This is a genomic window from Streptomyces sp. NBC_00273 (genome assembly GCF_036178145.1).
Lineage (GTDB): Bacteria > Actinomycetota > Actinomycetes > Streptomycetales > Streptomycetaceae > Streptomyces.
On the sequence record NZ_CP108067.1, the window covers coordinates 9618719 to 9639886 of the forward strand.

Below are 21168 nucleotides of genomic sequence, written 5' to 3' on the forward strand. Positions count from 1 at the left end.
AACGATCTCCAGTTCATCACACTCCGCACTGCCTCATCGACGCCCTGGCGCGCGTCCACGCACTGCCGCCCCGGCCGAGGCCGCTCTCACTGGCCTGCCTCGCTCATCACTGCGCCAGAAACCCGCACTGCTTTGACCTGAAGGAGAACGGCCGCGGCGCGCTGCTCGTCCTCCTGGCCCGCGACCTACTGAAGACAGAACAACCGGACACGCCAACGAGGAAAAGCGGGCTCTTGACCTGGTTTGGCATCGTCGCTGACCGCTTGTCTCAGGTCGTCCTCCTGATAGCTGCGCACCGCCCAGACCAGCCTTTCACTACTGACTACTCCGCCCGTGCTGGAAAACCTGGTGTGTCTGCCTCGGCCGTCCGCCACCGCAGTTCTTCTGCCGAGAAGCAAAGCGACCAGGCGGATAGTGCACCGGTGTTACGGAGCCCCTCCACGGCCTCCCTGAGACGTTCCTCGGGTAGGGCGCAGATAGGCGCGAAGTCCGTGAGGTCGATGCTTCCGCAGACGTCGCCAGGAGGTAGAAACGCAGCCAGTGCGACGGCCGTCAGCCGCACTGTCGCCCGGCCGTGCTGCTGCGGCCTGACCGGCGCCCCGCCACCGGGGACACCAGGCTGTCGCTGCCGTGGCCGTTCTGTCGGCCTTGCCGTCTGTTGGGGTGTCAGGCGGTGTGGTGTACCTCCCACCTGGAGATGCCGCTGTGCTCCTCTGCGACGTACAGCGTGCCGTCCGGGCCGAAGGCGAGTCCGTGGGGTTCGCGGTTGCGGTGTGTGAGCGGGTGCTCGGTGATCGTCCCATCCGGGGTGACGGAGCCGATCCGGCCGGTGGCCCACTCGGTGAACCAGCAGGTCCCGTCCGGTGCGACCGCGACAGCGTGGGGGCGGCAGTCGGCTTCGGGCAGTGCGAACCCGGTGATCTCCACGCCTGCCCTGCCGGTCGTGAGCCGTCCGATCCGCCCGGCGCCGATCTCGGCGAACCACAGGCTCCCGTCCCAGCCGGCCGCGATCCCGACCGGGGCGGCGCCGGATGTGGGCAGGGGGTGGAGCCGGACCTCGCCGGAGACTGTGATCCGGCCGATCGCGTTCGCCTGGTTGAGAGTGAACCACAGGGCTCCGTCGGGTCCCGCCGTGAGGAAGGACGGGAATCCCCCCTCGCACGGCAGAAGGAACTCGCGGACCTCGCCGTCCGTGCCGATCCGGCCGATGCGGTTGGTGTTCGTCAGGGTGAACCACAGGGCGCCGTCGGGCCCGGCCGCGATCCCGTAGGGCCCGCCCGCGTTGCCGGGAAGCGCGTACGAGCGGGTCTCGCCGTCCACTGTGATCCGGCCGATCTGGTGGTCGCGGTAGCGGGTGAACCACAGCGCGCCGTCCGGGCCGGCGGTGACCAGGGTGGGGCCGCAGTCGGGGGAGTCCAGTGCGAACTCCTCTACGCGGCCGGTCGACGGAGTCAGGCGGGCGATGCGCCCGGCGTGGACGAGGGTGCACCACAGATGGCCGTCAGGCCCGACGGCGAGCCCGTACGGGCCGGAGCCGGCGGTGGGCGGGGTGAGGGTGCCGAGCGGGCTTACGGAGGTGGTCAAGAGGGGCGTCCATTCGAGGGGGAGGAGGGGAGGGGTGGAGCGGGCTGCCGACCGTCACGGGTGGGCGGCGGCTGCGGCGGGCGCCGGGGCGCGCAGGGTGAGCCGGTCGCCCGGCCAGCGGGCGCACAGCCGCCGGTCGTGGCTGACGACGACCACTGCGCCGGCGAACCGGGCCAGCGCCTCCTGCAGTTCCTCCGCCAGCGCGGGGGAGAGGTGGTTCGTGGGCTCGTCCAGCAGCAGGACGTCGGCCGGTTCGGTGACCAGGCGGGCCAGGGCCAGCCGCTGCCGCTGCCCGACGGAGAGGGAGCCGACCGGAGCGGACAGCCGGTCGCGGGCGAACAGGCCCAGCGACAGGAGCCGTTCGGCGTGCTCCTCGGGAGTCCCGGGGCGGCCCTCGGCGTAGGCCGCGAGCAGCGTCCCGCGGCCTGTGCCGGCGTCGGTGTGCTGGGCCAGCAGCCCGGTTTGGCCGTGCCGGACGACCTGCCCGAGGTCGGGGTCCAGGGCGCCGGCCAGAACATGCAGCAGGGTGCTCTTGCCCGCTCCGTTCGGGCCCGTGACCAGCAGCCGGCCGCCGGCCGGCACGGTCACGTCCACCGGCGCGAGCCGCCCCTCGACCGCGACGCCCGCCGCGGCCAGCAGTACCCGTCGCGCGTCGTCGGACCCGGCTGGCCCGGCGGGTGCCTCAGGCCCGGCTGCGGTGGTGGCCGTGCGCGGCACTGCGGTGAACCGCAGTGGCTCCGCGGGTGGGTGTACCGGCTGGGCCAGCAGCCGGGCGAGCCGTTCCTCGGCGTTGCGGACCCGGCTCGCGAGGGACTGCTGGACCCGGCCGGCAGCGCGGTCGTACGCCATCTTGTTGCCGTCCTTCATGGCTCGGCCGGGCGCCACCCGGCGGGCGGTGACGGCGGCGGCTTCGCGCAGCCGGGCCGCCTCGGCCCGCCAGGCGGTGTGGGCCTCCGCGCGGCGCCGCCGCTCGGCGGCGCGCTCCGCGAGGTAGCCGGCGTAGCCGTTGCCGTACCGCACGGTCCTGTGCAGGTCACCGTCGACCTCCAAAAGGGAGGTGGCGACGCGTTCCAGGAACGCCCGGTCGTGGGAGACGGCGACCGTGATGCCGCGCCGGGCGCGCAGGTGGTCCTCCAGCCAGGTCAGGGCGGCGCCGTCGAGGTGGTTGGTGGGCTCGTCGAGGAGCAGCACCTCCGGGGCGGCGGCGAGCAGTACGGCCAGGCGCAGGCGCACGGCCTCGCCGCCGGACAGGCCGCCGACGGCGCGCTCGCGGGGTAGGCCCGGCAGGCCGAGGCCGTGCAGGGAACGCTCCACGCGGGCGTCCGCGTCGTACCCGCCGCGCAGTTCGAAGGAGGTGAGGGTGTCGGCGTACGCGGTGAGGGTCTCGGCGTTGGCGTCGCCGCCGGCCATGCGGGCCTCCAGCCGGCGCAGGTCCCGCTCCAGGGCGCGCAGTTCGGCGAGGGCGCGGTCGACCACCTGCTGGACGGTCAGGTGCGGGGGGAGGCTTTCCTCTTGCGCGAGATGGCCGACGCCGCCTTCGGCGCGAAGGACGACCTCGCCGCGGTCGGGGCGCTCGGCCCCGGCCAGCAGCCGGAGCAGGGTGGACTTGCCCGAGCCGTTCTCTCCGACGATACCGAGACGTTCGCCGGTGGGGACGGAGCAGTCGACGGAGTCGAGGATCAGGCGGCCTTCGTAGGACTTGGTGAGGTCAGACGCGGTGAGCTGCGCGGTCACAGGGCGGCTCCAGGAGTTCGGGGGCGGGGATCGTCGTCACGACGGCGGTGCGGTGGGCGGCAACGCGGTGGATGACCACGGGACTTCTCCTTTAAGGCGACGAATGTTGCGTTAAAATGCTGGCATGGATTCCCCCATGCAGGCAAGCGAAGATTCCAGCCGACAGGAACCGGCCACGAGGCGGCGCCGGACCGGCGGCCGTAGCGCCCGCGTCCGCACCCAGGTGCTGGAGGCGGTGGGCGCGCTGCTCCTGGAGGCCGGGTACGACGGGCTGACAGTCGACGCGGTCGCCGAACGCGCCGGCGTCCACCGCACGACCGTCTACCGGCGCTGGCGCGACGTCGGACACCTGCTGGCCGACGTACTCGACACCGCATCCGACGACACGTGGACCCCACCGGACACCGGGTCGCTGGAGGACGACCTGACCGCCCTCAACCAGGAGGTGTACGAGGCACTGGCGGGCGGCGGCCCGAACCTGACGATGGCCCTGATCGCCGCCGGATTCCGCTCGCCGGAGGCGGCAGCGGCACTGTCACGCTTCTGGGATGACCGCTACGCACGGTGCGCGGTGGTCGTGACCCGAGCAGCCGACCGGGGCGAACTGCCCGGCCCCGCCGACAGCCGGGCGCTGCTCGTCGCGGCGACCGCCCCGCTCTACCACGAACTGCTGCTGATCCGGGCCGTCCCCGACCCGACGCTCCCGAACCGCGCCGCCCGGGTCGCCGCCGCGGCGGCACGCGCCGGCACCTTCGGCACGCCGCAATGACCTCGGACATAGCGCCCGCAGCCTGCCGGCCCGGCACCTGCACCCGCCCCGGCGGTGACTGCCGTTACCTCGGCCTCGCCCGCCCTGCAGCCGGCGCCGCGGTACCGGCCAGGGACGTGCTGCCCGCGCAGGTGCGCGGCCGGTGACCCGCGGGTCGCGCCTGCCCGGCGAGCCCCGTGCCCGCTGCGGCCGCCACCCCGAGCCCCCTGTTCCCGCCGCTGCCGAGCCGTCGGTGCGGGAGGCCGTCGATCCGTGGGCTGCACCCGTGAGCACGGACGCGAGGCGCTCCCGGGGGTCCCTGACAGAGGGTCTGGAAGTGGAGCAGCTGAAGGTGTACGCGGCCGCGCAGTCCCAGTGCCGATGGTCCCGAGGACGTCTTGCAGGACCACGAAGCGGGCCGGTTGGCTGCTCCCGCCTGGCCACGGCCGGTCGGCCCGCGTGCAGGTGTGGCGCACAGCCGGGTTCCGCCGGAACCCGCTCTCGTGGACAGGGCCCACGATGTCCGTGAGGCTGCGCGGCCTGTGAACACGTGCCAGCCGTGCTGGTCAGGGCGGTCTGGGTTGCTTGTCGGAACGATTCAACTGGTGCAGCTTGTCGCCGGCATCCGCGTCCAGGGCGGCGAACGCACCGGCCGGAGTTCGGTGCAGCCGCTGCTACGGCTCTTCGGCGGCCGCGGGCAGGTTGTGCCATGCGTGTCCGCAGGTGCCCTTGCAGTACGTCTCCCTGCGGCGGGTGTCGGCAACAGCGAACACGGAAACGAGGACACGGAACGCCTTCACGTGCTCGTCTGCGGGGAGGCCCGCGAACCCACTGCGGGGCGGGTCCATGCAGATCATCACTGAGGGGTTGGCTGTGGGCTTGACCCCGGACCGCGCGACCCCCGCGCGGCCGTCTGCGGCCGTGATGTGTGCCTGCATCGCGTAGCCGGCGATCTCCCGCAGCACCTCCTGCCGATCCGCAGGGGAGAGGCCGGAGAACCAGGCCGCACCGTCGTCCAACATGCGGAGCCCTTGGGCTATCTCGTTGACGACCCGCTCGGTCTCGCGCCGGATGGCGCGGCCGTCCTCACTGCTCGGTTCGATCACCTCTTGATCATTCCACGCTGCCGGTTCGGGGCGAGAGCCCGGCTGGGCAGGCTGCCTTTCCGCACGCTTGAGAATGGACAAGCCTACTGAGGGCGAGCCGTGGTTCGGGCTGGGCTGCCCTCCACGACCTCTCGTGCTGCCCGCAGACTGCTGGGGTGGTCGCCCAGGAGTCGGGTGGTGATGAGGATGGCTTGGATGATGTCGACGCCTTGATCTTTCAGATGCTGCTGGACTTCATGGATCATTTCGTCAGTGATGTCACCGGGTCTGAGTACGCTCATCGCCCCACCTTGGACGACCGCCTCCGCCGCTGGCCATACCCGGAGTGCTCCAAGCCTGTCGCAGCCCCCGGGCAGAGCCCCGGTCAGGGTGCGAACGATTCCGTGATGACCCCTTCGGCGCTGACGCTGAGGTGGGCCGGTTGCTGCCCGGTGGCGGGGACGCGGCGGCCGGTGGCTTGGAGGTCGTTCTCGTCGAAGGGTTCCAGGGTGTCGCGGCCCTCGGGCATCACGTAGTGGTACCAGCAGCGGAGCAGGGGGTCGGGCTGGTCGGAGTTGTAGCCCGCACTGTGCACGACGGCTTCGGCTCCGGCCAGTCCCTCCGCACGGGCGTCGGCGCAGTCACGGATCACCACGATGTCACCGGCCCTGAACAAGGGCGGTGCGGAGGCTTCCTCCTCGCCGACCTGGACGCCGTAGACCGCGGGGTGCAGAAACACACCACCGTCTGCGGGCTGCTCCCAGTCCCGCCATAGACCGTCCGGATCCTGCACACACCCTAGGGCGTGAAGGCAGTCCGCGGTGGTTCCGGAGGGTACGAGCGACACCTGGTACTCAAGCATTTCCGGAGTCCGCCAGTACGGCCCCTTCGCTGTGACGAGCACCTCGCCGTACGGCGAGAGGGCTTTGGTGAGCGCTTCGGTGAGCGCCGCACTGTCACTGGCCGAGGCCTGTGCCCAGATGTTCATCCAGATCCGGCGGAAGGGGGCTATGGGCACGGCGCAGTCACATTCTTCTTGGTCAGAGGCGGTACCCCAGCGTATCCGCCGCGCAGCTCTCTGTCGCCGTACTTCATCCACAGGCGTAAGGACGTGAACTGGAGCTGTCCGGTTTCGGGTGTGAAGTGCCCGGACACACAGTGAAGGCGAGGCGCAGCCGTGGCGCAGTGCAAGTTCGGCAAGCAGTTGGAAGCAGACTCCGAGTCGGTGGCGCGGGGGATCGGAAGGATCCTTGCGGGGACCTGGACGGGATACGCAGGACCAACGCCACGTTCTGGCGGTCGGGGACGCGGGTCCTGCCGAAGGTGAAGGGCGGTGTCCCGCGCCGCTCCTACCGGGCCATGCGTTCTCCCGCGAGGCTGATGCTCTGCGGGGGAGTGTCAGTGGAGATTCGTCAGCTGGTTGTCAGCGGTGTAGCCCCAGCGACCTGGTAGTTCACACTGCCAGGCCGTGACGCACTGGTGCTGACACGAGTGACGAATAGCCACGTCATTCTCACGCCGACCGTCACCTTGCAGTCCCCGGCATCCGGGGAGGTGTCTCCCGGCCGCCGATTGAGCGGTGTTGAGTGCGGGGCGGCCCTCCACGGACCGCCCCACACGGTCATCCGGCAGCCCAGTGGATGCCGAGTTCGGCGAGTGCGGTGCGCTGGGCCCGGTCGAGTTTGTCGCGCCTGCTCTTGGCGTGCTCAGCCAGATTCCGAGCCTCACGGCATGCTTCTCGCCGTCAACGACCACGGCCTCCTCATGCCCCCTGGGGACCGTCACCGACCTGGTGCGGGCCTTGTGCTGGGTCAGGGCGGCTACGCTGTCGGTCCGACTGCCGAGCAGCCATAGGCATCGGCCCGCCGTTGGGATGTGCCCGTCAGGCCTTTGATCGGGCGCGCTTCGACGGAGGATGGGGGCAAGAGAGCGGGTCTGCGTGGTGAAGTATGGGCCTCTGATAACTCCGGCAACAGGGAGCGTATCTTCTGATGACCGCACAGCCCGCACGCCCTGAGAGCAGCGGTCCCGAGACCGCATCGGTCATGGGTGTCTCGCCGTTCAAGCCTTCTCTCGTCAAAGCGGTGTTCAGGGACGTGACCCCGATGCACGTCTCTCGGTCGGCCGCGTGGGCGGCCGCGTCGGTGACGCGGACAGTGCTGACGGAGATCATCGATGGCGCGAGGAGAGCGGCGGCGGAGGAGGCCCGGAGAAAGCTGTTTCCCAAGGACCTTCTCTCGGCGATCGACCGGAACGTCGAGCTCGAGGTGGGGGACAAATGGTACGACCACAGCCCGACGTTCAAAGGCTTGACCGGTGCCCTGTACGACGCCGAGGGTGTCATCGCGCCTTCTCGTAAGCGCAGCAGGTCACGCAAATCAAGTGCTGTGGTCGGCGCTCACAGGTTCGAGGCCGGGGTCAAGAAGCTGCTGTGGAGCCAGGGGGTGACGGCAGTCCCGGCGATGGTCCGCGACCTGGACGGGATCGCGAGCGTGTTCCTGACGGACCTCGCCCGGGACGCGGCCATGGTCGTCCGCGAGGGCGGGGTCAAACGTTTCGGTACGGTCACCCTCGTGATGTCGGGCGAACCGGCCCCACCCCCGTTCCTCAATGATCCCCTCCGGGCCCTGTCCGCCCGGAAAGGGGGCAGCCGGACCATCGGTACGGATGACATCCTGGCCGCCACCACGATTCAGCTGTTCGGCGGCAACCTGAGGCAGCGAGCCCTCACCGAGGCGTGCGAGGCGACACAGAACACTTCGGCCGGCTGATGGGTGCGACCAACAGTGTCGCCTGCAACCTCATTACTGACCTTGAAGGTGGGTTGTCGTAGGGGCTGACGATGGTTGATCGTCGCGGTATGTCGGGTGTATGAGGTATCCGCAGGGTGGGGGTCTGACCGCGGAGGGGCAAGCCTTCTGTGTCCGCCCTGGGGCAGGGCGACTTCGAGGAGGCCTACCGGCAGTCAACGCTCATCACGCCCCCCGGAACACTGCCGCCCTTCGCCTCGCACGCGATCTGGACCGTCATGGACCTGGCGGAAGCGGCCATCAGAACAGGCCGTCGCACCCAAGCCCAAGGCAGGTGAACGCACTCGTCTACATCGCCGCATTCGCCCCCGACAAGGGCGAGTCCGTCAGCACCCTGATCGCCGACCCGCCCCCCCCGGCGCCCCCGTCCCGCCGATCCTCCCGCCCGACAACGGCTTCCTCTTCCTGGACCGCGACAAGTTCGCCGAATCCTTCGCCGGCGACCTGCCCCGCGCCCAGGCCGACTTCATGGCCGACTCCCAGGTCCCCTGGAGGGGGCGACGCGCTGGCCGGCACGGTGTTCCAGCCGGCCTGGCGGACCAAGCGGGCCTGGTATCTGATCGCCACCGACGACCGCATGATCCCGCCCCCGGCCCAGCACGCCATGTCCGAGCGGATCGGCGCCCGGACCGTCGAGGTCGCCGCCAGCCACTCCGTCTACGTCTCACAGCCCGACGCCGTCTCCGACCTGATCCGGCAGGCAGCCCGCAGCTGAATCCTGACAGCCCACACCCTCCCCGACAGGGGACTGCCTGAAGCCCCCACGGCCGCTCCCGCGTTCTGATGGGAGCCGCCTTCGGACGGGCTGTGCCCTGCCCCCGTGGCGCTGCCGGCCGCGGGCAGGGCCCCGGCTGCCGTCACACGTCGCCGGTCACCGCTCCGGCCGGCGGCTCTTCCGCCCGGAACCACTGAACCGTCTCGGTGGGTGGGCCCTCGGCAGCGGTGTGCCTGCCGGCGGCGAGGGCAGGCCAATGGTCTACAGTTCAATCGCCGGTGTGTCCGTCCCCGCTGCGGCAGCGGATCGGGACACCCGACTACAGCCGTAGGATCCTCCCCCCCATTCAGCGGCCGTCCGGGGCCGGCGCCCCTTCCCCCGTGGCGCGCCGGCCTCGTATCGGTCGGTGGCGTTTCGGCTGCGGCGTTTCAACGGACCCGGGCGGGGCCTCCCGCATTGGCTTCCCGCGTTCTTCGAGGGCCGGGCCGCACCGACGAACGGCTGGCGGCCGTTTCTCTCCTCATCCGTCGTGGAGGGGCCCAGAGCCATCAACCCGGGGAATCTTCCCGGTCACAGCACCAGGGGGTGCGTCAGCGGAACCGGTCGGCCACCGCGCGGAAGGACTGCTTGGGTGTCCACTGCCCGGTTTCGGCGTAGCCGCGCCGCGTTCCGGACGGATACGTCCTGACGAGTGCGAAGCTGGCGATGTCTAGGTCGTGGCAGCGCTGCGGCGAATACGGGGAGTCGGGCGCGATGAAGTTGTAGACGAACGCCCCGTCCACGCGCTCGGCCGCGTAGAGGTCCAGCAGCGCCCCGACCTCGGCGGCCTGCTCGTGCTCGTCGCGCACGTAGCCGTCCTTGACCAGGGGGGGGTTCCCGCTCCCAGTCCACCGCGGTGAAGCCCAAACCGCCCTGCTCCCCGGCCCCCGTGAAGGTGCAGCAGCCGAACTCGGTGATGACGACCGGTTTGCCGTGACGCTGCAGGGCGCGCAGCGCGCGGGTGTAACTGGTCATGTTGTCGCCGTTGCGGTACAGGTTGGCGCCGACGACGTCGAAGCCGTGCCAGTCGACCTGCTCCCAGTCGCCGGAGCCGTAGGTGACCGGCCCGTGGAACAGCGGCCGGACGGTTCCGACCGCCTGGCCCAAGAAGGCGTTCAGCCGCTCCTGGTAGCCGGCCGACTCCGGGCGCCCCAGCGCCTGACCGCGCTCCTCGTAGTCCTTTCCCGGCACCAGGCCGGACATGAAGATGGTCAGCTCCGTGCCGATCGAGAGGCCCACGCGGGGATACTGGGAGCGCAGCGACTCTGCGGCGCGCGCCACCGAGGCGAGGAAGGCGAGGGTCTGCTCGGCGTCCTGGTCGAACTGCCGCGGCTCGAGCCAGACGAACAGGCCGTGCGCGGCGGCGATCGACGCAGCCTCGGCGAGCCGGTCGAGCCGGTGGCCGAGCAGGAGAACAGCGTTGCCGTGTAACTGGTCCTTGACGGCCGCGATTTCCCTGCGCACGTACTCCGTCCGCCAGACCTCACGGTCCGTGTCGAAGTTGACTCCCTTGTACGTGAGCGATGCGGGTGTCCGCGAGGATGCCGTGGCTGCGGCGTCGTCCGCGTTGGGTGTCCGGGCCCGGGCGGTGGCGGTGGCGGTGGCGCAGAGGGTGGAGGCGGCGGCGACACCGGCCAGCAGGGTCCGACGGCCGATCAGTGGTGAGGTCATGCCCCCAGCCTCTACGGAGGGCGGGTCCCGGCCCATCGTCCGCAAGTATCGCAAGCCCAGACCAAAGTTGCCTCCCGCTTGCGGAGTCGGGGCAAGGCCGGTTGGAGTAGTGCGCCCTGCCAGGTGATGCCACCTGTGGTGGCATCACGCCATGAAAGATCCCTTCTCCTCCTCGGAGGTACCGACCCTGCTGGCCCCGGTGGACTGTGTGGACCGGGACGCCGCGCGCCGCGCGGTCGCCGACCGTGCCACTGATCATGCCGACCTCGCGCAGCTGCTCGACTTGCTGGGCCTGTGGCCACGCGATGATCCGCCCGCACCAGGCATGGCCGGCACACCGGTGGACCCCGGGCTGGGCAAGAACCGGCCGGACTGACCACCCCTGCTTCCCGCACCCCGTCGTACGCCCCGGGTGATCTGATCGCAGAGGTACGAGACGAGGTCGTGAACGGGCAGAATCGACCTGGCATGAACTCACCAACACCCTCAGCCTCCACGCAGACCCGCACTGCTGGCAGGGATCGCAAGCAGCCGCTGCGGTCCCGGGTCAGGCACGGCAGCCCCACCTGCGCCGACTACGGCTGCCCGCGGCCGGAATGCAGGGCCGCGGCCCGCCGGGACCGAGCCCGGCGCACCAGCGAACTCATGGCGGGCCGCCCCGCCCGCATTCCCTCATCCGATGCTGCCGCGGCCGCACGCCGGCTCCAGAGCACGGGCCTGTCGGCATCGGACATCGCCGAGATATCCGGCGTCGCCGTCACCCTCGTCCGGCGCCTGCTGCGCCCGGCCGCAGCTCGGCCGGCCCGCATCCACCGCACCACCGTGGAAGCCATCCTCGGCATCCCAATGAACGCCGCCCGCCGACGCGAACGGCCACTCCCCGGCCTCGTCGAAGCGGACAGAGCGGCCAACAGCCTGCAGGACCTCGCCGAACACGGCTGGCCCACGAGCTTCCTCGCCGAGCAGCTGCGCACCAGCACGCAAACCCTCGCGGCCATACGAAGCCGGAAACGCCGGCGCCTGGCCCTCGCCCTGGACCGCAAGATCCAGCGCCTCGCCACGCGGCTGCTCGCCAGCGATCCAGCCGGCCACGGCATAGCCGCCCACCGGAGCCGCCGCGCACAGGCCGCCGCCCGCCACCGCGCTCCGTCAGTGACCCTCACGGACGAGGACCTTGATGACCTCGATGCACTGCTGGCCGTGCTCCGACAGCCCCAAGACAGGAAAGCCGACGAGCAGCTCATGCCCGGTGCTGCCGAGGCGTGCCACGGCTGAATTGGCCACCGCTTCGACACAAGTGCTCCGCGAGCATGCCGAGAACCGAGGCCCCCGCAATGTCGTCGCCAACCGAACCAGCCCCTGGCTCTTCCCCGGCAACCGCCCGGGGCAGCACATTCACTCCCCCTACCTGATGAACCAGCTGGCCAAGAACGGCATCCACCTTCTCGGCACTCGGCTCGCAGCGCTCCGCGCCCTGGTCCAGGAGATGCCGCCCGCTGTCGCCGCTCAAGCGCTCGGCTACACGCCCGAGTGCGCCGAGGACCACGCCATTCAGGCCGAGGCACCCTGGGCCTCCTACGCCTCCCACCGACGCCAAGCGACCGAATTCAGACGAAGTGATGCCACCAATGGAAGGGAACACCTCCATGCCCGATGAACTCGAACGGCCACTCAGCGAGCTCCATCCCGGCGAACGCGTCCAAGCAACGATCACCAGCCACCAGCCCTGGGGCTTCATCGCGACGATCGATGGATACGAGCCGGTCGGCGCGTCGCTGGACGTCATCCGTCGTGGCAGAGAGCCGGGAGTGCGTGAACTGGCCCACAATCTCCCGGCGGTGGGAACCACCATCGAGCTGGTTGTCGGCGAAGTACGCCGATGGGACCACGCGCCCTGAAGGGGCGGCGAGCCGTACGGTTTGCGCCGCCGCCAGGTGGTCCCGTATCAGGCCGCGCAGCGGCAGACCGGCCTCCGCTGCCCGCTCGCCTTCCGTCCGGCAGGACTCGCGCTCGTCGCGGCTCAGGCGGCGGCCCGTGACGCAGGCCGCGGCGACGATGTCGGCATAGCCGGCCAGATGATCCGCTGCTGCCGTACGGTCCGTCACTCATTTCCCCCAGTCATGACGCGTCCCTGATGATCCCTTGACGCGGCCACCAGGGTGCCACGCCTCCGGAACGAAGCCCTCGTCGGCATCAGAGCGGCGTAGAGACTGCCGGTCACCGGCAGTGTGCGCCGGGTGGTGGGAACGGCAGGATCAGGGCACGGGGAAATCAAGCACGGCCCGGATGCCGAGGCACAGCAACGGGGGCGGCGTCCGGGCCGTGCTGGGTCGTACGGCTGCCGCGCTCAGCGCTGCCGGGCCGAGAGCCAGACCGCGACCGTTGCCGCCAGCGCGAAAGCACCGAGAGCGAGCAGCGGAAGGCCGGGACCCGGGTGCAGGTGCAGGGCCGTACCCGCGGCGGTGAGGACGGCCCCGAAAACGAATAGGGAGGACACCCGCCCGGTCGAAGGGGGGCGGGGCACGGGGTGTCTCCTGGCAGGGCGGAAGCGAAGGTGGCCCCAGGCTCCCATACGGCGGGCCAGGGGTACAGGACCACGCCCGCCGTTCACGTCACAGGGCGCGCAACTTGGTCGTGAAGACCTGGTTGGCCACCTTGTCGCCGAGGGCGAGGCCGTCGGTGGCCAGCCACCGGAAGTGGGGCACCGGACGGTGGTTCGCACTCGGTTGTGGATCGTGGCGGGCATGGGTGGCTCCCCTGGTCACGGACCTGTGGATCACCGAGGCTGCGGCGGCGAGATCATGGCCTGACCGGGATGAGGGGCGCTTGTGACAAACGGCGGCAGTCGCGGAATGGCCGGTCCCGCGCGGGACGACGGCTTGCAGCGAGCCGCGCCCTCCGCGCCGACCGGGTCGCTCGTCGTCGCGGAGAGGAGGGCGAGGGTGCATAGTCCCGGATCGGTCACCTCACCCATTCCCGGAGGCGTACGCTCCACCGCTCGTAGCAGGAGGCCGTCGGCCTGGACCACCTCGCTGGTACCGGCGACAGCGCTGGCCGCCAGTGCGGGGGCGGCGGTGTCGGCGTCCGAGAGCACGGTCGTCGAGGAGTCCAGCTCCCGCAGGTCGATCGCCGGCTCCGCCACCACCGCGGCCTGGTCGAGGAGTTCCTCAAGGTGCTGGCCGAGCTTGCGGTTGTACAGTCGGATCACGAGCCGCAGCCTCGGGTTGAGCCGACGCGCGACCAGGGCCGCCCGGACGTTGGTGTCGTCCTCGTACACCAGGGCCAACGCGGCGGCCCCGGCCCCCCCGCGCTGCGGCCAGCACCTCCTCGTCGCGTTCCGCCGCCTCTAGGACCCACGGCTCCCGCGCCGGCGGCCGCTCCCCGGCAGGGCAGCCGGGTGCACGGCCCACGCTCGGCTGTGCATCACGGCCGGCAGGCGCCACGAGCGTCACCCGTTCCTTGTAGACCTCCTGCAGCTCGGAGGCCAGACGACGGGCCAGCCCGTCGTCACCGCACACGACCATCCGCCCATCGGCGTAAGGCGGTTGAGGCTGCGCTGATATCGAAGACACCGCCCCAGGATGCCCTCAACAGCGGTCGCTCCCGCGCCGGCCGACCACGTTTCGCGGTGATCACGGAAGGAGGCCGTCCGGGGGAATCAGCGGTCCGGAACGCACCATGGTCACAGGTCGTGGCGAGACATGGGGGGTGACCGCTCATGAATACCGGGCCTGGAGCACCGCCTCCTACGCGCGGGCGATCCACGCCCCGCAGCGTGCCCTGCCCCTGTCCCTGGGTGATGCGGAGGGCTGGTCCTTCCCCCTGGACCTGGAAAGGTGGTGCGCCCGGGCGGACGCGGCCGACCGGACCGTGCTGCGGCGGTGCACCGGCCGGGTACTGGACATCGGGTGCGGCGCCGGGCGTATGGTCGAGGCGCTCGCGGGGCGTGGCCACCACGTCCTCGGTATCGACGTCTGTCCAGTCGCCGTGATCACAACCGCCTGTCGGGGCGGTTCTGCGGTGAGCAGATCGGTATTCGAACCGCTCCCCGACGAGGGCGGGTGGGGAACGGCGCTGCTGATCGACGGCAACATCGGGATCGGTGGCGAGCCACGACGGCTGCTGCACCGGATCCGGGAGGTCGTGGCTCCGGAGGGGCTCCTCCTGGTGGAGACCGATCCTGGTGAGGTGGACGAGCGTCGTCGCGTCCGGATCCACGCCGGTCACCAGCCGGTCAGCACAGTCTTCCCCTGGGCCGTGGTCGGGGCCACCGCCCTCGGCCGCCATGCCGCGGATTCGGGGTGGACCGAGGCCGAGCGGTGGGCCAGCGCCCGAGGACGTCACTTCGTCGCGCTGCGCGCCTGCCGCTGAGCCCGGTTCCAGCGCCATGTCCGTACGACCAGGACCACGGCCGAGGCCGCGAACAGTGCCGCGGTGATCAGGAGCCAGCGTGTGAGGAACCCGTCCGCCGGCAGGGCGGTCGCGGTCGTGTAGTGCGCGACCCGGCGAAGGACCAGCGGCCACCAAACGAGTAGCAGCACCCCGGAGACGAAGGCGGGTACGCGGACGTAGTTCACGCTCACCCGTGGCACGGGCCGACCATCGCTCGGCCTTTGGGGGAACAGCGCTTGCGCCGCGCGGTCGGTGACCGAGTACAGGGGGAGCAGGACCAGGTCGTGGAGGAGGGCCGCTCCGACGAACCAGATGGCGACCCCCACGGTGTCCCCCTCGAACAGGCGCAGACCGGCGTAGAGGGCGAGGGCGAAGGAGGCCAGTACGAGGAGCAGGTGCAGCGGGGAGGCGCCGTAGCGGCGCCGGAACGCGGTCGGGGTGCTCATGCGGGCTCTCCGAAGGTGAGGCGGGTGACCCATTTGGTGTTGTGGACCCCCGGAGCCCCCGCGATGATGGCTCGCGCCGGGTAGCCGTGGTCGGCGGAGAGGGTCGCCCCGTTGACGCGGACGGCCAGGAGCGAGCGGCTGTCACGGACCTGGTGGTCGCTGAGCACGGCCGAGCTGAACGAGCCGCCGCGCTGCACCGATTCGACGAGGACCCGGGGGGTGTTCACCCCGAGCCCGACGAGTGCGGCCAGATCGGTGAGCCGGACCCCGCCCCACCGCTGGTCGGGGGTCGACCAGCCCTCCACGCAGGCGATGGGCAGGGCCGACTCGTGCTGCGTCATGGCCAGGAGCTGCTCGTACGTCAGGTCGACCTGACGTCCCGGGCCGCGTACGGTCAGCCGCCACGCGGGACCGACGTCGCTGGGCCGGATGCCGACCGAGGCGGCGGTCTTGTTGATCTGGAACCCGTTCGGGCCCGAACCCGGGTCCTGGCCGTGCGGGGCCAGCAGGGCGGTCCGCCGCCACCATCCGCCGATGCTCTGCCCCGCCGTGACGACCAGCAGCGCGACCGACCCGAGCCCCACCATGGCCAGGGCACCCCGGCGGGAGATGGTCGGCTCCGCGGGGCGTGGCGAGACCAGCTCGACCGCTTCCCCGGTACCCGCCGCAGGCTCCCCGAATCGTGCCCGTACGGCCCGCAGTGCCCTGGGCAGCCGGAAGGCCACATGCACGACGAACGCGCCGATGAACACCCAGGCCCCGTAGAAGTGCAGGGTGTAGAAGGAGCCGGGGAAGATGTAGTGGAGCTGGACGTTGAGGATGCCGGTGACGAACTCGAAGCCGGCGCCGCCGACCAGCAACAGCAGCGACAGCCGCTCCATAGCGTGGCTGACCGAGCGGATCGGTGGCCACTCGAACAACTTCGGGATGACCGACCACAGCTTCGCCAGCAGTACGGGCACCAGGACGATGCCCAGCGTGACGTGGACGCCCTGGGTGAGCCGGTATAGCCAGTAGGGAGAAGTGGGCCAGGAGAACAGGTAGAAGCCGAGCCATCCCTTGTTCGGCGTCTGGTCGTTGACCGCCGCGAGATCGGGGTTGTACGCCGCGTACGACAGCAGGCCGGTTACGAAGAGCACCGTGATCCCGAACAAGAGGACCAGCCCGAACACTGCGGTCAGCCATGGACCGCGGAGTGGACTCCGCCAGAACTCCGGACGGGCCGGCCCCGGGGGCGGCCCCGCTCCCAGAACCGCGCTTCCGCCCTCTCGCAGCCGCGCCAGCGGACCGGACCGAACCTTCGGCGGCGCGGGTTTCCGGGCACCGGTAGCCCGGCCGGGTGGAGGTCCGGCCACAGGCGGGGCGTCAGGCTTCGCCGGCCTCTTGCCCGTTGTCGGCGGCACGTCGTCCGGCTGGCCCTGCCCGATGCCACTCGCACCCATCGGGCACCTCCATCGACCACCGATTTCTGCTGTTTCTTCGTATTTCGCCAGTTAGAAGAACATGCCGCACCAGTGCCGCACCCGCGCCGGCGACACGCCAAGTGAGGGGAATCCCCGCCGAGCTCTCACGCGGCCAGGCCCACGTCGGGGATCTCGGCGGCTGTGCCGACGGAGCCGGGCACGAGGTGGCGGACGGACGCTTCGAGGGCGGCATCGTCGAGTCCCGAGGCGTGCAGCAGCCCCAGAAGTTCCTGGGGTGTACTGGGCGACAACAGCTGATCGGTGGAGACTTCCTGGCTCATCTCGCCTGGGTCCTTTCTACGGCCCGCTCGACCGGGTGGCCAGTCTCGGCGAAATCCGCAGGCAGCCCCCACGCCTCGAGGCTTCCGGCTACTGCCAGTGCTCAACGGCTTGACTCCGTCAAGGAGACGGGCTGGCACCACGAGGCTCACGTCCAGGTGAAACTCACGGCCAGCCTCGTACACCGCACCTGTTGCACCGGATCATGCTTTGAGGTCAGGGCCGTAACGGAGCCTTGTCCGGTCTGCGTGACGCGGCGGTCCCCAAGGCCGTCTACGCCTTCGAGACCCGTCGCACAACGTCCAGGCTGGACTTCGTCGACCTGAGGCAATGTGGCCACCGGCTACGCCCTGGACGGTACCGGTGACACCAGTGCCGACCGGGTGCCTGTCTACGCGAACCGGAATGCCGCCAGCCTGTCCGACAACCTCAAGTGGACCTACGACCCCGCCACGCAGCAGATCGTGAACGTGGGCACGGGCTATGCCCTGGACGGCGGCGGTGACACCAGTGCCGAGCGGCTGACCCTCTGGGCCGGATCAACTTCCTGCTGCACCTCAAGACAGCCAAAGCCGTCGCCGCCTCGCTCGGAGTCAGCCACCAGTCGATGGAGCGCTACCGCAAAGGCGACCGCAAGACCCCGCCCCAGCGCGTCGTGGACCGCATCGACCCAGCCGTACGGGACCGCTGGCAGCCTCTCGTCCGCAAGCGCCGAAGCCGTGACGGTGCTCTCGCAAGCGCGTTGTCCCGGAGTGGCGGGGACTGCGGCGGAAGCGCTGCCGCTCTCGGTACCTCGCCGAACGCTCTTCAAGGTGAGGTCAGGAACGATCGGTTCGGGCGGTTGCGGCGATTGGCCTGTGCCGGTGGCGCCGCGACGCCAGGAAGGGAACGGACGAAGGATGTTGGGCACTGACCGGCGCAAGCGGTCGGTGGTCGTAACTGGCGCAACGCGCGGGATCGGCCGGGGCATCGCGGAGTTGTTCGCCTGCCGCGGGGCGACCGTGGTCGTCACCGGCCGGGACGAGGCGGTCGCCCGTACGGTCGCCGACGGGCTCGCCGACACCACCGGGGGCCGCGTGCTCGGCCTGGGTGTGGATGTGCGGGATCCGGAGGCGATCGAGGCGATGGCCGCCGAGGCTGAACGCCGTCACGGGCATGTGGACGTGCTGTGCGCGAACGGGGGGATCTTCCCGGAGAAGCCCCTGCGCGAGATGACGGCCGAGGACGTGGACGAGGTCTTGGCTGTCAACCTGCGTGGCTCGGTCCTGACCGTGAAGGCGTTCCTGCCGGCGATGGAGCGTGCCGGGCACGGCCGCATCGTGCTGACCTCCTCTATCACCGGCCCCACTACCGGGTACGCCGGCTGGACGCACTACGGTGCCAGCAAAGCCGGGCAGCTCGGTTTCCTTCGGGGCGCGGTCCTTGAGTTGGCTCCCGCCGGCATCACGGTCAACGCCGTCCTGCCCGGCAACATCCGCACCGAAGGTCTCACCGACCTGGGGGAGGAGTACTTGCGGCGGATGTCCGCGGCGATCCCGCTCGGCCGACTGGGCGAGACCGCCGACATCGCCCACGCCGCTCTCTTCCTCGCATCTGACGAAGCCGCGTTCATCACCGGCCAGACCCTCACGGTCGACGGTGGCCAGACACTCCCCGAATCCCTCGACGCCTTCACACCACCGCGCACCTGACCCAAGGCAGGAGCCCCCACACGGCCTCCGCTCACCGTCTGACCTGCCCCCTGCCGGGATCGGAACGCCGGTGCCACCGACTAGCGCCGCCGTGCGGGCCTCTACCGGCGGCCCGCACTCAGGCAGTCGCAGTCGTGAGCGCCAAGCCGGCGGGCACGGGTCTGGTCCCGGCGGCGGACGTCGGGGCGGGCCGGTGGTTACGTGCGGTGGTGGGGCCATAGACCCGGGGGCGGTCCGGGCGGCGCTGCGGGAGCCGCGGTGTGGGTCGACACCGCGCCCAGGGCGCCGCCGATCGCGACCTGCGCGCGATCGGCGCCGAGGGGCTTCAGAGGGCGTTTCATCCCGTTGTTTCATCCCGGATTACCGGGTTGAGGGCGGTTCATGCGCCGCGCCAGCTGGGGGTGGATTCGGCGGTGAGTCTGCGGGTCATGAGGTTGATCATTGCGAGGTGGATCATGGCTTCGGAGCGGTGTGGATGGCTTCGTAGTCGCGGGCGAGGCGGCGGTGGTTCATGAGCCGGCCGAGAGTTCTCTCGATGGTCCAGCGGCGGGGCAGGATCGTAAATCCCCTGGTGGCGGGGCTGCGGCGGACGATGTGGCGTGCTCGACGAGGTGCTGGCGGTAGCCGCCGTCGACCCAGGTTTTACGGATGGTGGGGTGCTCGGCTGCGACCTTCTCGATGAGGGTCTGGCCGGCGATGGAGTCCTGGACGCTCGCGGCGGTGACCGCGACGGCCAGGAGCAGGCCGACGGTGTCGATGACGATGCTCCGCTTGCGGCCGATGATCGTCTTGCCGGCGTCGATGCCTTGCTCGCAGGCGGGGACATTGGTGGAGGTTTTGATGCTCTGGGAGTCGATGACGCAGGCGGTCGGTTCCTCCTCGCGGCCCTCCTGCCTGCGGAGTTGGCGGCGCAGGAGCCTGTTGAGTTGGTCGAAGACGCCTTCTTCCTGCCAGCGGGCGAAGTAGGCGTAGACGGTGTTCCAGTGCGGGTAGTCGCGCGGCAGGTAGCGCCAGGGGATGCCCGTCCGGTTCACATAGAGGACCGCGTCCAGCAGGCTGCGCAGGTCATGGTCGGGAGGCCGGCCGATGTCCAGGAGCGGCGCTCGGACCGCCACGCGGTCAGGACCGGCTCGACCAACTCCCACCGGGCATAGGGCAGATCACTCGGGTGTCGGCGACGTTCAGGCATGATCCTGGGCTACCCAGCCGGCCCGGGCGTGCGGACCGGCGCCCGAAGCATACGGCGCGAAACCCGGCGCTTTGTGATGAAAAAGGAGGAGGCGGAGCAAGACGCCCGCCTGGCAGCCGCTTTCGCATCATGAACCACACCAGCCCCATAAGCCTCGAACGAACACAAGCCCATATCGACTCAAGAATCTCAGAAAAGCACTAAACGCCCTCTCAGTGTCTGCTTCTGAACCCCGGTCAGGCCGGGACCGGTAGCCTGATAGCAGGTCGGCCTAGAGCGAAACTGCTGACCGTCGGTGCCAGATTGATCAAGCTGCCGGACTTCGGGGCGCTCCGGTTGGCGTTGACCACGGTCAAGGCGCGGCATTCGTTGCTCCCTTCCCTCGTGCCACTCCAGCCGCAGTCGCTCGCGCTTGGGGAACGGTCACCGTGACTGCTCCCCGCACGCTTACGCAAAGCGCCTATTGCGGACCGGCAACCCTTGACCTGCTGGTTCTGAGGCACTCAGCGTGGTCGATGCCTGCCGGAGGTCGATCGTGCGCCGCACGGCGGCTGCCGGCGTAGGTCCAGTCAGAAGCCAGTGCCGTCCTGCCTTGCGACGGTGGCAGTGTTGTTGCTCTGGTCGACGTCGGTAATCCCCGGGGGCAAGGAGGTGACCGTTGCGGTCCCTGCCACGCGGTGCCACGGCGCGTAGTGGCCAACGGTCCAGCGGTACGTGACTGCTTCGCCGGGGGCGAGGTCCCTGGTGGTGATGATCATCCACGGAGGGACGGCATTGTCAATGACGGGGGTGGGCACCGCGGTGGTGCCGTCCCCGCCGAGCACACCGACGGCGTGGATTTCGCTGCACATCCGGCTGGAGTCGCCGTGTGCGCAGATCAAGGGGGGTACGGCGAGATTGCGGACAGTGAAGTACACCTTGACACCTGCGGGGATGGTGGTGTCCCCCGTGTTCGTGATCCAGCCGCGGCCGGACCCCCCGAGGACGGTGTTTGGCTCCCATTGCCGCGGCGAGTCCAGGGCCAGGGAGACGGCGACGTCGGGTCCTGTCGCAGCCGATGCCAGGCCGCCGGCGAGCAGGGTTCCCAGGACAGCGGTCGCTGATACCAGGGCGATCCGGCTACGGTGCCGTGCCAGGCGGTTGGCACCGGTCAGCATGTTGTGCGTCACGGGCTTCCTTTCTGTAGGGGAGTACCGAGGGGAGGATCTTGCCCGACCGGAATGACGCCGCGAAGGGAGGGAAACGCCGATTCAGGAAACACGACTCGCAGGGGTGACGCCCCACCATGGCCACCTGGCGGATCGACCAGAACGCGAACAGCG

Annotated in this window: 19 protein-coding genes and 3 pseudogenes; 8 read left to right on the forward strand and 14 right to left on the reverse strand. The window is 70.3% G+C overall.

All coding sequences use genetic code 11. From position 1 onward, the window contains the following. Window positions 1-32: 32 nt before the first annotated feature. A pseudogene (locus tag OG386_RS43305) lies at window positions 33-779 on the forward strand (TIGR02679 domain-containing protein); the annotation flags it as partial. Here OG386_RS43305 and OG386_RS43310 read toward each other — a convergent pair. Then, complete coding sequence (locus tag OG386_RS43310; RefSeq protein ID WP_328792784.1) at window positions 667-1584, reverse strand: Vgb family protein; 918 nt, start codon at window positions 1582-1584, stop codon at window positions 667-669. The pseudogene OG386_RS43305 and the gene OG386_RS43310 overlap by 113 nt on opposite strands. A gap of 54 nt (window positions 1585-1638) precedes the next feature. Next, on the reverse strand, window positions 1639-3318 hold the full coding sequence (locus tag OG386_RS43315) for an ABC-F family ATP-binding cassette domain-containing protein (RefSeq protein ID WP_328792785.1): 1680 nt from the start codon (window positions 3316-3318) through the stop codon (window positions 1639-1641). A gap of 124 nt (window positions 3319-3442) precedes the next feature. Here OG386_RS43315 and OG386_RS43320 point away from each other — a divergent pair, with 124 nt between their 5' ends. Beyond that, window positions 3443-4087 (forward strand): TetR/AcrR family transcriptional regulator, encoded by a 645-nt coding sequence (locus tag OG386_RS43320; protein ID WP_328792786.1) that lies wholly within the window; start codon window positions 3443-3445, stop codon window positions 4085-4087. A gap of 653 nt (window positions 4088-4740) precedes the next feature. On the opposite strand, the gene OG386_RS43325 is transcribed toward OG386_RS43320, so the two are convergent. From OG386_RS43325 to OG386_RS43335, 3 genes are all read right to left on the reverse strand, one after another. Beyond that, window positions 4741-5172 carry a DUF5958 family protein gene (locus tag OG386_RS43325; protein ID WP_328792787.1) on the reverse strand — a complete coding sequence of 144 codons (432 nt, stop codon included), beginning with the start codon at window positions 5170-5172 and terminating at the stop codon, window positions 4741-4743. Window positions 5173-5255: 83 nt separating this feature from the next. Then, on the reverse strand, window positions 5256-5453 hold the full coding sequence (locus OG386_RS43330; RefSeq protein ID WP_328792788.1) for a hypothetical protein: 198 nt from the start codon (window positions 5451-5453) through the stop codon (window positions 5256-5258). 83 nt (window positions 5454-5536) lie between these two features. Then, window positions 5537-6169 (reverse strand): hypothetical protein, encoded by a 633-nt coding sequence (locus OG386_RS43335; protein WP_328792789.1) that lies wholly within the window; start codon window positions 6167-6169, stop codon window positions 5537-5539. A 973-nt stretch (window positions 6170-7142) separates the two neighbouring features. Here OG386_RS43335 and OG386_RS43340 point away from each other — a divergent pair. Beyond that, entirely contained in the window at window positions 7143-7922 is a 780-nt protein-coding gene (locus OG386_RS43340; RefSeq protein WP_328792790.1) for a hypothetical protein, read from the forward strand. Window positions 7923-8022: 100 nt separating this feature from the next. Then, window positions 8023-8676 carry an alpha/beta fold hydrolase gene (locus OG386_RS43345; RefSeq protein ID WP_328792791.1) on the forward strand — a complete coding sequence of 218 codons (654 nt, stop codon included), beginning with the start codon at window positions 8023-8025 and terminating at the stop codon, window positions 8674-8676. A gap of 570 nt (window positions 8677-9246) precedes the next feature. Here OG386_RS43345 and OG386_RS43350 read toward each other — a convergent pair. Further along, the gene (locus OG386_RS43350) at window positions 9247-10386 is read right to left on the reverse strand and encodes an abortive infection protein (protein WP_328792792.1); all 1140 of its coding nucleotides are present in this window, start codon (window positions 10384-10386) and stop codon (window positions 9247-9249) included. A gap of 151 nt (window positions 10387-10537) precedes the next feature. Between OG386_RS43350 and OG386_RS43355 the strand changes: the two genes are divergently transcribed. Together OG386_RS43355 and OG386_RS43360 are read left to right on the forward strand one after the other, a co-directional pair. Further along, window positions 10538-10762: a hypothetical protein gene (locus OG386_RS43355; RefSeq protein WP_328792793.1), complete on the forward strand. Its 225-nt coding sequence runs from the start codon at window positions 10538-10540 to the stop codon at window positions 10760-10762. A gap of 269 nt (window positions 10763-11031) precedes the next feature. Further along, complete coding sequence (locus OG386_RS43360; protein ID WP_328792794.1) at window positions 11032-11661, forward strand: hypothetical protein; 630 nt, start codon at window positions 11032-11034, stop codon at window positions 11659-11661. 332 nt (window positions 11662-11993) lie between these two features. On the opposite strand, the gene OG386_RS43365 is transcribed toward OG386_RS43360, so the two are convergent. The 3 genes and pseudogenes from OG386_RS43365 to OG386_RS43375 form a co-directional block, all read right to left on the reverse strand. Beyond that, window positions 11994-12491 (reverse strand): hypothetical protein, encoded by a 498-nt coding sequence (locus tag OG386_RS43365; RefSeq protein WP_328792795.1) that lies wholly within the window; start codon window positions 12489-12491, stop codon window positions 11994-11996. Between the two features lie 242 nt (window positions 12492-12733). Further along, window positions 12734-12910 carry a hypothetical protein gene (locus OG386_RS43370; RefSeq protein WP_328792796.1) on the reverse strand — a complete coding sequence of 59 codons (177 nt, stop codon included), beginning with the start codon at window positions 12908-12910 and terminating at the stop codon, window positions 12734-12736. 312 nt (window positions 12911-13222) lie between these two features. Then, window positions 13223-13910, reverse strand: a pseudogene (locus OG386_RS43375) (NAD-binding protein); the annotation flags it as partial. 184 nt (window positions 13911-14094) lie between these two features. Between OG386_RS43375 and OG386_RS43380 the strand changes: the two are divergent. Further along, a complete protein-coding gene (locus OG386_RS43380; protein WP_328792797.1) occupies window positions 14095-14757 on the forward strand; it encodes a class I SAM-dependent methyltransferase in 663 nt (220 codons plus the stop codon). Here the strand turns inward: OG386_RS43380 and OG386_RS43385 are convergent. The 3 genes from OG386_RS43385 to OG386_RS43395 form a co-directional block, all read right to left on the reverse strand. Then, window positions 14727-15224, reverse strand: coding sequence for a hypothetical protein (locus tag OG386_RS43385; RefSeq protein WP_328792798.1), 498 nt, complete (start codon window positions 15222-15224; stop codon window positions 14727-14729). The genes OG386_RS43380 and OG386_RS43385 overlap by 31 nt on opposite strands. Next, window positions 15221-16474 carry a molybdopterin-dependent oxidoreductase gene (locus tag OG386_RS43390; RefSeq protein WP_328793555.1) on the reverse strand — a complete coding sequence of 418 codons (1254 nt, stop codon included), beginning with the start codon at window positions 16472-16474 and terminating at the stop codon, window positions 15221-15223. Before OG386_RS43390 ends, OG386_RS43385 begins: the two co-directional genes overlap by 4 nt. Before the next feature lie 317 nt (window positions 16475-16791). Then, the gene (locus tag OG386_RS43395) at window positions 16792-16968 is read right to left on the reverse strand and encodes a hypothetical protein (protein ID WP_328792799.1); all 177 of its coding nucleotides are present in this window, start codon (window positions 16966-16968) and stop codon (window positions 16792-16794) included. Window positions 16969-17865: 897 nt separating this feature from the next. Here OG386_RS43395 and fabG point away from each other — a divergent pair. Next, window positions 17866-18657, forward strand: coding sequence for a 3-oxoacyl-ACP reductase FabG (fabG, locus tag OG386_RS43400; protein ID WP_328793556.1), 792 nt, complete (start codon window positions 17866-17868; stop codon window positions 18655-18657). Between the two features lie 379 nt (window positions 18658-19036). On the opposite strand, the pseudogene OG386_RS43405 reads toward fabG, so the two are convergent. Next, window positions 19037-19846 (reverse strand): annotated as a pseudogene (locus OG386_RS43405) (IS5 family transposase). A 569-nt stretch (window positions 19847-20415) separates the two neighbouring features. Next, window positions 20416-21015 (reverse strand): hypothetical protein, encoded by a 600-nt coding sequence (locus tag OG386_RS43410; protein WP_328792800.1) that lies wholly within the window; start codon window positions 21013-21015, stop codon window positions 20416-20418. Between the last annotated feature and the right edge of the window lie 153 nt (window positions 21016-21168).